This is a genomic window from Paraburkholderia sp. RL17-368-BIF-A (assembly GCF_046054045.1).
Taxonomy (GTDB): Bacteria; Pseudomonadota; Gammaproteobacteria; order Burkholderiales; family Burkholderiaceae; genus Paraburkholderia; species Paraburkholderia graminis.
Window position 1 is genome coordinate 66,226 of the sequence record NZ_JARESN010000027.1, and the last position, 12,696, is coordinate 78,921.

At 63.5% G+C, this 12,696-nt stretch carries 13 protein-coding genes; 8 read left to right on the plus strand and 5 right to left on the minus strand.

Annotated elements, in window-relative coordinates; all coding sequences use genetic code 11:
• Positions 1 to 122: 122 nt before the first annotated feature.
• From P0D87_RS29980 to P0D87_RS30000, 5 genes are all read left to right on the plus strand, one after another.
• The gene (locus P0D87_RS29980; RefSeq protein WP_053859652.1) at positions 123 to 533 is read left to right on the plus strand and encodes an RcnB family protein; all 411 of its coding nucleotides are present in this window, start codon (positions 123 to 125) and stop codon (positions 531 to 533) included.
• 567 nt (positions 534 to 1,100) lie between these two features.
• A complete protein-coding gene (locus tag P0D87_RS29985) occupies positions 1,101 to 3,419 on the plus strand; it encodes a sigma-54-dependent transcriptional regulator (RefSeq protein ID WP_006047685.1) in 2,319 nt (772 codons plus the stop codon).
• Positions 3,409 to 4,635, plus strand: coding sequence for a DUF917 domain-containing protein (locus P0D87_RS29990; protein WP_053859653.1), 1,227 nt, complete (start codon positions 3,409 to 3,411; stop codon positions 4,633 to 4,635). Before P0D87_RS29985 ends, P0D87_RS29990 begins: the two co-directional genes overlap by 11 nt.
• A complete protein-coding gene (locus P0D87_RS29995; protein WP_053859654.1) occupies positions 4,632 to 5,357 on the plus strand; it encodes an aspartate/glutamate racemase family protein in 726 nt (241 codons plus the stop codon). Before P0D87_RS29990 ends, P0D87_RS29995 begins: the two co-directional genes overlap by 4 nt.
• A gap of 799 nt (positions 5,358 to 6,156) precedes the next feature.
• Positions 6,157 to 6,345: a hypothetical protein gene (locus P0D87_RS30000; protein WP_006047682.1), complete on the plus strand. Its 189-nt coding sequence runs from the start codon at positions 6,157 to 6,159 to the stop codon at positions 6,343 to 6,345.
• Positions 6,346 to 6,412: 67 nt separating this feature from the next.
• On the opposite strand, the gene P0D87_RS30005 is transcribed toward P0D87_RS30000, so the two are convergent.
• Positions 6,413 to 6,823, minus strand: coding sequence for a hypothetical protein (locus P0D87_RS30005; protein ID WP_006047681.1), 411 nt, complete (start codon positions 6,821 to 6,823; stop codon positions 6,413 to 6,415).
• 217 nt (positions 6,824 to 7,040) lie between these two features.
• Here P0D87_RS30005 and P0D87_RS30010 point away from each other — a divergent pair, with 217 nt between their 5' ends.
• Positions 7,041 to 7,217: a hypothetical protein gene (locus tag P0D87_RS30010; RefSeq protein ID WP_006047680.1), complete on the plus strand. Its 177-nt coding sequence runs from the start codon at positions 7,041 to 7,043 to the stop codon at positions 7,215 to 7,217.
• 11 nt (positions 7,218 to 7,228) lie between these two features.
• Complete coding sequence (locus P0D87_RS30015) at positions 7,229 to 7,459, plus strand: hypothetical protein (RefSeq protein WP_006047679.1); 231 nt, start codon at positions 7,229 to 7,231, stop codon at positions 7,457 to 7,459.
• Positions 7,460 to 7,476: 17 nt separating this feature from the next.
• Here the strand turns inward: P0D87_RS30015 and P0D87_RS30020 are convergent, their stop codons facing one another.
• Both P0D87_RS30020 and P0D87_RS30025 read right to left on the minus strand, forming a co-directional pair.
• Complete coding sequence (locus P0D87_RS30020; RefSeq protein WP_053859655.1) at positions 7,477 to 9,573, minus strand: TonB-dependent receptor; 2,097 nt, start codon at positions 9,571 to 9,573, stop codon at positions 7,477 to 7,479.
• Between the two features lie 264 nt (positions 9,574 to 9,837).
• Positions 9,838 to 10,488: an FMN-dependent NADH-azoreductase gene (locus tag P0D87_RS30025; RefSeq protein WP_006047677.1), complete on the minus strand. Its 651-nt coding sequence runs from the start codon at positions 10,486 to 10,488 to the stop codon at positions 9,838 to 9,840.
• Between the two features lie 123 nt (positions 10,489 to 10,611).
• On the opposite strand from P0D87_RS30025, the gene P0D87_RS30030 reads away from it, so the two are divergent.
• Positions 10,612 to 11,520: a LysR family transcriptional regulator gene (locus P0D87_RS30030; protein ID WP_053859656.1), complete on the plus strand. Its 909-nt coding sequence runs from the start codon at positions 10,612 to 10,614 to the stop codon at positions 11,518 to 11,520.
• A 27-nt stretch (positions 11,521 to 11,547) separates the two neighbouring features.
• On the opposite strand, the gene P0D87_RS30035 is transcribed toward P0D87_RS30030, so the two are convergent.
• On the minus strand, positions 11,548 to 12,444 hold the full coding sequence (locus P0D87_RS30035; RefSeq protein ID WP_029971530.1) for a LysR family transcriptional regulator: 897 nt from the start codon (positions 12,442 to 12,444) through the stop codon (positions 11,548 to 11,550).
• 53 nt (positions 12,445 to 12,497) lie between these two features.
• The coding region (locus P0D87_RS30040; RefSeq protein WP_408637104.1) for a hypothetical protein at positions 12,498 to 12,696 on the minus strand (199 nt) is incomplete at its 5' end.

The following is a 12,696-nucleotide window of genomic DNA, read 5'->3' on the forward strand; positions in this document are numbered from 1 at the left end:
AAGTTTTCCAAAGGAATTTTGGGCGCGCGGCATTGTCCGTATCGCGGATGCCAACGCGGTGGTTCCGGCGCTTCGTTAACCCGTCGTTAGCCCTTAGCAAACGTTTTCACAGGAACGAACTAATGAACAAATCCCGTCTATTGCTCGTGTCGATGATGGCCGCGGGTATGCTCGCATCGCCGCTCGCGCTTGCACAGCCGCCGCACGACAACCCCGGCCACGGCGGAGATCACGGGCAGGGACCGAAGCACGGCAAGGGACCGAAGGGTCACGATAGCTACGACAGCCACGGCCATAAGCCGATGCCGCCGGGACACCGCCCCGACGGTCCTGGCAACTCGGCGAACGCGCCCGGACATTGGCGCAAGGGTGATCGGCTGCCTCCCGAATACCGCGACCGTCAGTATGTTATCGACGACTGGCGCGGGTATCGGCTCGCGCCGCCGCCGCGCGGTTATTCGTGGGTCGGCATCGGCGGCGACTACCTGATGGTGCAGTTGTCCACCGGCGTGGTTCTGCGAGTCGGACCGTAAGCGGCAACATCGCACGGCGGCCGCCGCATGCGACCGTTCAACATCCCCTTGAGCGTGGCGATGAAACATCGCCCGCTCGTCACATTTCGGCGGCAGGCCCGACGCGGTTTAACGCAAACCGAAGCGTCGCAGTGACTGCTCAAACGCTCTCGCCTCGTACCTCGGCCACGCAAGCGGCTATCTTTGCGCAATTCCGTCCAGCTCCTAAAGAATCGTCGCCGCGCCGCCGTTATATCCGTCATGCATACAAGCCACGTTGGCGCGCTTGCAGCGAGCCGCTGTAACTCGTCCGATATGCAGAATTTCAACTCGCGATCCAACATGCGCGGCGCTTTACGTCAGCGCCGCGAGACGTTGTGACGACACGCGCAAGTCCACCGGCACAAGGATTAATTTCGAAAGACAACATCGATAGCAAGCCGTCATACTCTGTCTCTCCTTGGGGCGGAACATTCCGACAGCGGAATCGGAAGTTTCGCCAGACACCAGATCGATGCATGACCGCCGTCGCTTGACGGCACTCTCCGCGTAGCGCCGCACGCGGATCATGTGGAGCGTACTTGTTAAATGAGTTATAGCCCTGTCGTTCCGTTCGCTCACGACAAAGCCGCATCCGGCTCCTTCGTGGGCGGCGCGCCGGCGTTTCGCCAACTGGTCCGAATGATCGATCGCGTCGCGCCCACCGATCATCCGCTGCTGATTTTCGGGCCGACCGGTTCCGGCAAGGAACTCGTGGCACGCCGTGTTCACGCGCACAGCCAGCGCCAGGATCAACCCTTCGTCGATGTCAATTGCGGCGCGATTCCCGAGCATCTCGTCGAAGCCGAACTATTCGGGCACGTCAAAGGCGCGTTCACCGGCGCGGGCGAAAATCGCCAGGGGCTGTTGCAGCAAGTCGGCAAAGGCACGCTGCTGCTCGATGAAATTGGCGAGTTGCCGCTCGCGCTCCAACCGAAACTGCTGCGCGTGCTGGAGACGCGCACTTTCCGTCCGCTTGGATCGACCACCAACCTTCACTTCGGCGGACGCGTGGTGGCCGCAACGCATCGCGACCTGCGCGAGCTCGCACGCGAGGGACTCTTTCGCGAGGATCTGTTCTACCGGCTCGCGGTGTTCGTCCTCGCGGTGCCCGGACTGGAACAGCGCGTCGAAGACATTCCCGCGCTCGTCAACCACTTCGCTTCACAGCACACGCGCCGCCTCGAGTTTTCTCCGACCGCGCTGCGGCGTCTTTCGCAACATCCGTGGCCGGGTCATATCCGGCAATTGCGCAATCTCATCAGCCAGTTGAGCGTGCTTGCCGAAACCACGCAGATCGACGTAGATACGCTCGAGCCGTTTCTCGCCAACGAGGCGAGCGGGCCGGTGTCGCGCGCGAGTCTCGCGGACATGCTGTTGCAACTCGAAGGCCGCGACAAGCTCGGCGCCGCTGAAGATTTGCTGATCGACCGCGCGCTCGAACGCACGAGCGGCAACAAGAGCGCGGCGGCGACATTGCTCGGCGTGGGCCGCAAGACTATCGAACGGCGTCTGAAGTCGCGCGAGGAGCATCACCGCGAAGCGCGCAAATGCCTCGAACATGCGAGAGCGCTGATCGAGGAATCGAAATTCGCCGAAGCGATTCCACCGCTGCGCCGCTGCCTCGATGTGCTGCAAACACCGAACGAACAGGGCGCCGTGCGCCGCTTGCAGTTCGACGCGTATCGCCTGCTTGGGATGAGTTTGCGCAGCGTGCACGGCTGGCTGTATGCGGAAGCCACCGCGTGCTACGCCGCGGCGCTCGCGATCGGCGAAGGCGTTTGCACGCCCGCGGAAATCGCCGCGATCCAGTTCGGCATCTGGACCACGCAGTTGACCACGCTCGAACTGAAGCAGGCGCGCGCGACCGCGCAGAACATGCTGGAGCGCGCGCAAAACGGCGGCGACCGCGTCTCGCTCGACGAAGCGCACGTCGCGATGACCAACACGCTGTTCTGGCTCGGCGACAGCGAGGAAGCGCTTGCGTGTCTTGCGCGCGGCAATCTGCTCGGCGTGGGACGCAACGACGTGCGCACCGGCTCGCAAGGCATCGACCTCGCGAGTCTCGCGCTGACTTTCGAAGGACTCGCCGCGTATCAGATCGGCGCCTTCGCGCAGGCACGCCGCGCGATGGAGATGCTGATTCTGCGGGCGTCGGAGCCGGGCGTGCACGCGCTCGCTCACGTCGTCAATCTGCAGGGCGCCGCGTGGCTCGCCGCGCTGTTCGACGACGTCGAGCGGCTCGGCCGGCTCGCGAGCGAACTGGAATCGGTGTCGATCGCCTACGGCTTTGCGTTCTATCGCGGCGTCGGCCAGGTGCTGCGTGCCTGTCATCTGAGCGCGCTCGGTCAAACCGACGAAGCGGAAACGATCATGCTCGACGGCTACGATAATCACGTCGTCTGCAATGGCGGCGCGCTGTTCTATTCGTTCAAGGCGTGGCATCACGGGGAATTGCTGCTGCGTGCCGGACGTGCAAAGGAATCCGAAGCAATGCTCGCAGCCGCGATCGACGAAACGCTCGCTCGTCAGGAGCGCGTCTATCTCGGCAAGCTGCTGGTCACGCGCGCACGCGCGCAATGGGCGCTCGGCGATGTGAACGCGGCGGAACTGGGCCTGCGCACCGCGCTATCGACGGCGCTCGCGTTCGGCTCGGTGCCCGCGCGCGTGGACGCGGCGCACTACCTCGCGGATCTGCTGCGCTCGACTGATCGCGTGCCGGAAGCGATCGAGACGCTTGAGCGCGGCTTGCGTTCGTTGCCCGCGGACGCCACGCCGCGCGTCACGGGCGCGGCCAAACTGCTTGCCGAACTTCAGCAACAGAGTTCTTTCGATAACTACACTAAAGGAATCGTCAATGGCATTTGACCTACGCCGGGAAGATCTGGAGCCGCTGCTATTGGGCGCGGCTTTTTTCGGGAGTGGCGGGGGCGGCACGATCGAATCCGCGCGGCATCTGGCCGCGCATTTCGTCGCCGGCGACTACTACGCGAGCGACACGGTGAAGGTCGTGTCCGTTGAAGAAGCCACCGAGGGCGCGGCCGTCATGGTCGCCTATCTCGGCGCGCCCGAAGCGATCAATTCGGCGACCTATCCGCTGGGTCCGGTGACGGCCGTGCAGAACGTGCAGGCGCGGCTTGCGTCGCAATCGACGAAGCTCGCCTACGTCATGCCGCCGGAAAGCGGCGCGCTCGGCTTCACCGTGGCCGCGCTGGTGGCGGCAAAACTGGGCCTCGCGGTGATCGACGCCGACGGCGCGGGCCGCGCTGTGCCTTCTTTGCCGATGCTCACCTTCGCCGCCGCGGAGATCGACCCGCGGCCGGCGTTCCTCGTGAGCCAGGGCGGCCTGTGCGTCGAACTCGACGTGACGCCGCGCAGCGGCAATGCGGGTGCGCCGACTCATCAGCGCGACGTGTCAGCGATTGTCGAGCAGATGATGCGTCCCGTTGTCGCCGATCCGGAATTCGGGCAGTTCGGCGGACTCGCGATGTGGGTCATGAAACCGGCCGACATCGGCCGCGCGACGCCGATCCGCGGCACGCTGACACGCGCGCTCAAACTCGGGCGCGCGTTGCACGCGGGAGGAATCGGCAGTGCGCGGCAAATGACCGACTATCTCGTCGAATATTGCGGCCTTGCGGCGCGCGCTGTGTCGGAGCCGGGTGAACTGGTTTCCGCGGAAGTGGACACGAGCGGCGGCTTCGACGTCGGCAAGATCCGCATTCAGGCCGGGCAGCGTACCTACACGGTGATGTATCAGAACGAGTCGCTGCTCGTATGGGACAGCGAACGTCCGCAGCCGATCGTGCTCGCGCCCGATAGCGTCGCGTATTACGTCGGCGGGGAAGGTCAATCTGTGTTCAGCAACGGCGATCTCGTGAACGCCGATGGCTCGCTGAATCCGGCGATCGGCAAGCGTCCCGTGACGTTGATCGCCTGGCGCGCCGAAGCCGAACTGCGCAAGCCGGGGCTGATTCTCGACAGCTTCATGCAGTTGCTGAACTCGCTCAACTACCTCGGCCCGTATGTGCCGCTTGAAGCACTGCAGTCGCTGCAATCCGCGCGCAACGGAGAGGCATCTTGAACTCGCCCATTCGCATCTGCGTGCTCGTGCCGGTCGCCACGTCGCAATACAACGACCGCATCATGAAGGCCATTGCGCCGGTCGTGCCGCCGGACGTGCATGTCGAGATTCGCAACATCGCCGAAGGGCATCCCGACATCGAGAACCGCACTAACTGGCTGCAAAACGGCATGCCCGTAGTCGAGCTTGCGCAAGCCATCGCCAACGACGGCTTCGACGGCATCTGGCTGACCGACTTCGATATGTGCGGCGTGGAAGCCGCGCGTGAGGTGATCGACATTCCGATCATCGGCGGCTTTCCGGCTTCGGCGTTCACGGCGCTCGCGCTCAGCCAGCGCTTCTCGATCGTCACGATCCTGCAAAGCACGCTGGCGATGCAGCGCGCTCATCCGCAGACCTATGGCATCGAGGATACGTTCGCGTCGATTCGCGCGATCAATTGCCCGGTCGCGCAACTGGAGGATATCGACGTCGTCATCATCCGCACCTTCGAAGCCGCGCTGAAGGCGATCAAGGAGGACGGCGCGCAATCCATTCTGCTCGGCTGCACCGGTTTCGTGGACGTCGCGAGCCGCGTCTCACGAATGTTGAGCGACGAAATGGGCGGCTTCGTGCCGGTCATCGATCCGAATCAGGCGGGCTTCAGCTTCCTCGTCTCGCTGGTGCGCATGCAGTTGCGCCCGAGCCGGCTGACTTACAGCAAGGTCAGCTTGGCGTCGTAGGTCTCGCGTCTGTTTATTCCAGTTCTTTCCAGTTGGTCCGGCGCGGCGCTTCGTCGCCCCGCCGGATGTCCCCGCCGTGGCCGTGGCCGCTTCTGTGGCCGTTTTCGGCTTCGCTCTGCCTCCATCGCGCCCTCGCCTTTCGATCCTAACGGACGAAATCGCCGCTCCACGCCCCTTGCATGGCCACCTGGACGAAAACGTCCACTTTTAGGGCTGTACCTGGACGGGTTTGACCAGAATCATCGAGCGAATTTCGCCGATGCCCTACGCACAGCCGTATCGGCGAATGGCACGGTCATTGCTTATACAAATGCTCGTGGCCTTGAGCCCAACGAAATGCAAACGAATTCGTCCGAAATGCAGGGCGCCTGAGAGACCAGACAAGATTGCGTCGCGCCGCTGCTAACCGAGCGATCGCCGCACATGATCGCGATGATTCGGTTAGTTATACGAACGAGTGTCGATGCGCCAATTCCGCCGACGACAACAGATTGTCGGCATCAGATTGAGAGAGGGCTGTGCTGTAGCAGTGACAGTGTCGAAACATCGCGAGGGCATGCTTCCACAGAGAAGCAGCTCGAGTTGCAACGCACTGAATGGCGGAAAATCTTTTGGCTATGTACCAGACGATCCGCTGCGGGGTTGGTCTGGCCGCCGTTGCCTGCGCCTGCGGGAGCAGCAACGGCGGCTCGTCCTTTGCAGTAGTCGCAAAGAGCAAGCTGCACGAGCAGTCCACGCAGCGTCAGACCGTTAGCGACGCCGCGAATAGACCAAGGCTGGCCACCCACGGGGGTTCACAATGCATCACCACATTCTGGAAAACGAGCTCCTTCACCTGGAGCGCGTGATCGCATGGGCATCGCAAAAGCCTTTTCCGCCGACCTATTGGCGTGACCGCATCGAACATCTGAAGAGCTCTCCCCAGGCGCCGATGTACCACAAGCGCCTCGATCGTCTGTCGCGTCTCGTCGCTGAGCTGAGCGAATAACCCGGCCTTCAGGTAAGCTCTCCCGTCAGCATGTTGCCGGCGACGAAATGCGGCGCACTCTGGCCACTCACTCCTGGCACTGCACGTCCTTGCTCGGCACGACGATCAGCACAGGATACGTGCCGTGATCCAGGTCGACGCGCGCAACCACGGAGGTCAACGAGCTGTCGATCTGGTCGTACACGCTCACCTGTTCGCGGCGAAGCGTCGTAATGCCGGTACACGCGGACGCGCGGCCTTCGTCGGAGATCCGGCATTGAATCGGATGATCGGCGAGGTAGCGATACTGATCGCGCCCGGGCGTCGCAAGGTATTCGCGCACGCTCTGCTCCGAGCCGCCGACGCCTGTCACTTTTCCGATCGCACATTGCAGCGCGCCCGTCTCGCCGCTCGCGGGCGTTTGCGCGTTAGCGGCCGCACTCGCTGCGACGGCCGTCGCAAAGGTGAAGGCCAAGGTCAATGCAAAGTGGTATCTCATCGCGCATGTTCGTCTGTCGGATTGAAGTGCTGAATTGTAAAGGCGCCGCGCGCATTGCGTTGCCGGCGTGGAATTTACAAGCCGTTGTAATAACTGAGAAAGCGCGATTCGCGGACGATGTCCGCGCGCTCGGCGGGCCGGTTGGCCGAGCGTCGGCATAGCCGATGCTGCGCATAGGACAGCCTCACTTCAATCGCAGCACTGCAAGGAGCCACCGATGAGCGAAACACCCGCGCCCAACAAACCCGATCCCCAGCAGTCCGAAGTCAGTCGCGGTACGCCGCCTGCCCGCACGCCCGAGTCGCTCCCGGAAACGGATCTCGAGCCGGACCAGCAGCCGGTGCGCGATATACCCGGCGTGGGTACGCCCGGCAGTCAGTCGCCTGCTCCGTGAAGCCGGTCTACATGGTCTATTGGTCGGAGACCATAGACGACGGCATCGTGCCGCGCTGCGCGTCGTTTCCCGCCGATGCGATGGCGGACGCGTTGGCGTTCACCGAAACGTTGCGACGCCGTCAGTCGCGCGGCGAGTCCGTGTCTTTCGTCACGCTGTGCTCGGAGAATCCGAATTCGGTGGGACGGCCGGGCGTCGCCGATCCGCCACCGGACTACGCGTGGAAAAAGCGCCGCGTTTGATCGAATCGACGCGCGGCTCAGAACCTCGTGCGCAGTCCGACCATCACGCTTCGGCCGCCCTCGGGCGCAATGTCCCGGACCACCGAGCTTGCATAGCGGATGTCCTGGTTCGTCAGGTTGTCGCCGCGAAGATAGGCGAGCCAGTCCGTCGCGCCGACGCGGAACTTGTAGGTGACGAGCAAGCCGAGCTTCGTATAGCTGGCTGTCGGCAGATCGTTCTCCGGTACGCGGTGCTGTCCCCATGCGTGTTCAAGTTCGGCACGTGCGCCGAACGGCCCGTAGCCGTAGTCGACCGCGAGCGTCGCACGCAACGGCGAAATGCGCGGCAGCGGCTGATCGTTGTCCATGTTGCGCGCATGCGTGTAGTCGCCGGTGAGTTCCACGTCCACCTGATGCGCGCCCTTCTGAAACACGCGCCACTTGCCGTCGAGTTCGATGCCGTAGAACTCCGCCCGAACGCCACGATAGACGGCTTCGTTCAACGCATCGTCGGTGCCGGGCGCGACGACCTGGTCGGAGTCGTCCACGAGGCGCCCTGTGTTGAACTCGGTCAGATAGTTCTTGAAGCGGCTGTAAAACACGCCGACGCTGCCCTTGTTCGGACCGCTCGCAAAACGCAGCGACAGGTCGGTCGACACGGCCTTTTCTTTCTGCGCATCCGGGTTGCCGATCAGATACTGACCGGTCGCGTCGTGCGGACCGTTTGCATACAGCTCATAGAGCGCCGGCGCGCGCTCCGTATAGGCGACATTGCCCGCCACGGACCAGAGCGACGTCAGCTTGTAGAGCGCGCCGAGCGACGCACTGACCGCATTGAAATCCCGGTCGTGAGCGCTTGCGAACTTGTCGTTGCCGGCTGCCGTCGGCTGCTGTTTGACGTGCTCGTAACGCGCGCCCGCGCTCAGCTTGAACGCGTCGGTCACGTTCCATTCTTCGAGGCCGAAGAGCGCGACGTTGGTTGTTTGCGTCGTCGGAACGAGCGCCTCGTCGCCTAACGCGGAAAACGTGTTCTGGCTGAGCTGAACGCCGATCGCGCCTTCGAACGGACCGATCTTGCGATGACGCGCCTCGATCCGCGCCTCGTAGCCGTGATTGCGGAACGTGGTGCTGGTCTCGCCGTTGTCGATCTCCTTGTGCTCGTAGTCCGTGTAGCCGAAATCGAACTTGAGCTGCGAGAACGGCCCGCGCAGATTGCGCACTTCCGACGCAAACGCGACGTGGTCCTGGTGCATGCGCAAACGCACGTCGTCTTCGGCGACCGAGCCGTAGTTCGCCTCGAAGCCGTTGTACGACAGGCCCGCGTAACCGTCGGCCCACGTATAGGCGCCGCCGAGCGCGCCGCCGTGCCAGCGGCCGTCGCTGTTGGGCAGGCTGCCGTAGGCCTCATTGGCATCGGGACCGTCGAGCGCGCGCTGGCGGTCCGAGTGCGCGAAGCCGGGAATGCGCTCCTTGCTGGTCTCGCGATCGAACGCGTCGACGTGGAACGCGAAGCGTCCGTTGCCGCCTTCGACCTGAGCCGCGCCGGCGCGCGCATCGTTTGCGCCCCCGTAGCTGGCATCGACGCCGCCCGTCAGTCCGTTGATCGGCTCGCGCGGAATGCGGTTGTCGATCGTGTTCACCACGCCGCCGATCGCATTGCCGCCATACAGCAGCGCTGCCGGTCCGCGGACGATCTCGACGCGCTCGATCGTCAACGGCTCCTGCGGCACCGCGTGATCGTAGGACAGCGACGACGCATCCCACGCGGCCACGCCGTTTTGCAGAATGCGGATGCGGTCGCCATCCATGCCGCGGATGATGGGGCGCCCCACCATCGGTCCATATGTCGTGGTCGAGACGCCAGGCAAGCCGTTGAGCGTCTCGCCGAGCGAGTTCGTCTGGCGCCGCGTCAGCGCGTCGCCGTACAGCGCGGTGGCCGGAGCGATCAGGTCGGTTTCGCCCAACGGATTCGCGGTGACGAAGACAGGCGCCAGCGAGCCGCCGGGCGCTTGCGTCGAATTCTGCGTGGGATTGACGTTGCCGGACTGCGCATGAGCCAACGCGGCGAGGAGCCCAAAGGAAAGCGGCGACAGCCGAAGCGCGCGCACGGAAGCGCGTGGAGGTTTTTTGTTCACGGTCTTTTCGAGAATTGTCTTTTTATGTCGGCCGCGCGTTCTAGTGCAATGTTATAACGTTGCAGTCCAAAGACGCATTTCCGCCGGACTCACACTGGGCGACCCGAACTATCGCCGATGCCGACAGGCCATCGCCCGACCGCGCCCAATGTCAACGGAATGATATAACGTAACATTTGTTACGTAAAGTGACGGAAGCTGCATGCACGCCGAACGAGCGTCGCCGGGACCGCTCAGCGACGCCTCATCAAAACGCGGCAAACCTCACTTCACAGCACACTCAGCCCGCGACCTCGCCAACGCAACCGCCCGCTCGCAGGCAGCCTGCCGCGCCGCATGATCGACCTCGGGCCCCAACAGCGTCTTCTCGACAACGATAGATTCGACGTCCGTCACGCCCACCGAGCGCAACCAGGCTTCCATGAACGGCCGCTGATAATCGAACGAATGCGCGGGCGTGATCGAGTCAATCGAATAGTCGAGGCCGCGCGCGTAAATCACCACCGCGTTTTTATCTTTGAGCAGCCCGTTGAGCCCTCGCTCGTCGAAAGAAAACAGCACGTTTCGCTGCGATACGACGTCGATAAAGTGCTTCAGCTTGTAGGGAATCGAGAAATTCCAGAGCGGCACCGAGAACAGCAGCGTGTCCGCGTCGTGCAACCGCTGCGCGAGTTGGCGGATCTGCGACCACGCTTTCTGCTGGCCGTCGGTGAACGGCGTGCCGCTGAGATCGGCATATTTGGCGTCGAGGGCATCGCCGTCGAATTCCGGCAGTTCGGTCGACCACAAATCGAGCACGTCGATTCGCGCGTCCCGATGAACCTCCCAGTAAGTGTCCAGATAAACGCGCGCCACTTCGAGCGACGCGGATCGCTTTTTACGCGGCGACGCTTCGACATGCAGCAGAGTCGGCATGAGATTGCTCCACACGGGTTAAGGTGCAGCCATCTCAACATAGTTCGACGCGAAATTTAAACGAAGTATAGTGAGCCGATTCAGTCGCAATCGCACTGAATCCTGAACCGAGGAGTACGCGCCGTGTTCGATACCGTTTTGTTGCGTTCATTCGTGGCCGTCGTCAAGGAAGGCGGCTTCACGCATGCCGCCGCCCGCCTGAATCTGACGCAGTCCGCGGTGAGCGCGCACGTGCGGCGCCTCGAGAATCAGATCGGCCGCGAACTGCTCGCGCGCACCACACGCTCGGTCGCGCTCACCGCCGATGGCGAATTGCTGCTCGGCTACGCGCGCGCCATCCTCGCGCTCAATCAGGACGCGCAGGCGCAACTGTCGCGTGCGCCGAGCGAAGGCGAAGTCCGCGTCGGCCTGTCGGAAGACCTGTCGAACGTGCGGCTGATGAACGTCATGCAGGCGTTCGCCGTGCGCTACCCGCGCATCGCGTTCAGTGTGCGCGTCGGCATTCCCGCCGATCTGCTGGTCGCGATGGATCACGGCGAACTCGACGTCGTAATCGGCGGACGCTGCGACGGCGGCCGCCCAGGGCAAGTGCTGTGGCGCGAGCCGCTCGTGTGGGCGGGAGCGGAATGGTGTTCGCTGATGCACGGCGCGCCGGTGCCGCTCGCGCTATTTCCCGAACCGTGCCCTTATCGCGAGGCCGCGCTCGCTGCGCTTGCGCGCGGCGGCGTCGAGTATCGAATTGCGCTCGTGGGCTCGAGCGTCGCAGGTCTGCGTGCCGCGGCGCAGGCCGGCTTCGCGGTGACGCCGATAGTTCACACGCAACTGGTGAACGGCTTGCGTGTGATGCCGCCGGATGCCGGTTTGCCGGTGCTGCCCGATGTCGAGTTCACGATGTTCGCGTCGGGGGCTTCCTCGCCAAAGATCGCCGACGAACTGGCCGGCGCGATCGTGGAGGCGTTCGCGCACAAAGCGGAGGCGATAGAAGCGCGGCGCCCTCGGGCCGCGACGTCTGCGGCCACGATTAGCGAATAGCCAGAGCCCAAGCGAAGCGCCGAACCCTCACGTAATCGACGCCCCCAACGCAAACGCCTTCTGAAGAAAATTCGCCGTCTTCGCCGGCGCGGCCTCCATCCGCGAGGCCAGCGACAGCCGGATCGAAATGGCGTTGCCGAGCACGTCGGTATAAGCGACGCCTTCCACGCGTATCTGACACACGGAAGCCGGCACCAGCGACACCCCGAACTCCGCCGCCACCAGATTCACGACCGACGAAAGCTGCGGCGCCTGTTGCCCGGCGATCGGCTCGAATCCCGCCTCCCGGCACGCTCCGACGATGACATCGTGCAGCGTCGGACTCGCCTCTCGCGGCAGCATCACGAACGGGTCGTCGGCCAGAGCGGACAGCGGGATTCTGCGTTTCTTCGCGAGACGATGCGTTGCCGGCAAGACGACCCTCATCGGCTCGATGGCGATGTGATGGAACTGCACGCCCGCCGGCGACTGGCTGCCGAGGCGCACGAAGGCGACATCCACGCGGCCGTCGCCGAGATAGGCAAGCAGTTGCGCGGTGTTGCCCTCGGCAAGCGTGAGCGTGACGTTCGGATAATCCTGCCGATAAGCGCGAATCAGCTTCGAGACGACCGGGTTGAACGCAGCGGAGCCCGTAAAGCCGATATTGAATTGCCCGATTTCTCCGCGCCCCGCGCTCTGCGCCTTTTCGACCGCAAGACGCGTGTCGTGCAGGATGCGCTGCGCGTCGGCGGCGAAGGCCTCGCCCGCCTCGGTCAATACGACGCCGTGGCCGGTGCGGCGAAACAGCCGCACGCCGATTTCGTCTTCGAGCGCATGAATCTGCTGGCTGAGCGGCGGCTGGCCGATGCCCAGTCTTTCGGCCGCGCGCGTGACGTTGCGCTCCTCGGCGACCGCGAGAAAGTAGCGGATGTGACGCAGCTCCATGCGATATCTGTAAAAGCTATTTCAGTAAGACGCGATAGATATTGGACAGTATATCAGCGGTGCGACAAAATATCGCCATCGCGCAGTCCGCGTCCTATAAGTCTGTCCCGCAATACATGGCCTTTTATCTTCGACGATGAAGGCAGGACGAGCCGCTCTTCTCGGAGCGCGCGGCGGTATGCGCCGTTGTGTTTATCTAATGAAGCGAAGGGGTCTACTGTGGCTGACACATTAAAAAAACCGAGGCCGGAG

Excerpts from the sequence above, each read along its gene's own strand:
- P0D87_RS29980 (WP_053859652.1), top strand. The coding sequence starts at position 123 with ATGAACAAATCCCGTCTATTGCTCGTGTCGATGATGGCCGCGGGTATG.
- P0D87_RS29985 (WP_006047685.1), top strand. The coding sequence starts at position 1,101 with ATGAGTTATAGCCCTGTCGTTCCGTTCGCTCACGACAAAGCCGCATCC.
- P0D87_RS29990 (WP_053859653.1), top strand. The coding sequence starts at position 3,409 with ATGGCATTTGACCTACGCCGGGAAGATCTGGAGCCGCTGCTATTGGGC.
- P0D87_RS30000 (WP_006047682.1), top strand. The coding sequence starts at position 6,157 with ATGCATCACCACATTCTGGAAAACGAGCTCCTTCACCTGGAGCGCGTG.
- P0D87_RS30005 (WP_006047681.1), bottom strand. The coding sequence starts at position 6,823 with ATGAGATACCACTTTGCATTGACCTTGGCCTTCACCTTTGCGACGGCC.
- P0D87_RS30010 (WP_006047680.1), top strand. The coding sequence starts at position 7,041 with ATGAGCGAAACACCCGCGCCCAACAAACCCGATCCCCAGCAGTCCGAA.
- P0D87_RS30015 (WP_006047679.1), top strand. The coding sequence starts at position 7,229 with ATGGTCTATTGGTCGGAGACCATAGACGACGGCATCGTGCCGCGCTGC.
- P0D87_RS30025 (WP_006047677.1), bottom strand. The coding sequence starts at position 10,488 with ATGCCGACTCTGCTGCATGTCGAAGCGTCGCCGCGTAAAAAGCGATCC.
- P0D87_RS30035 (WP_029971530.1), bottom strand. The coding sequence starts at position 12,444 with ATGGAGCTGCGTCACATCCGCTACTTTCTCGCGGTCGCCGAGGAGCGC.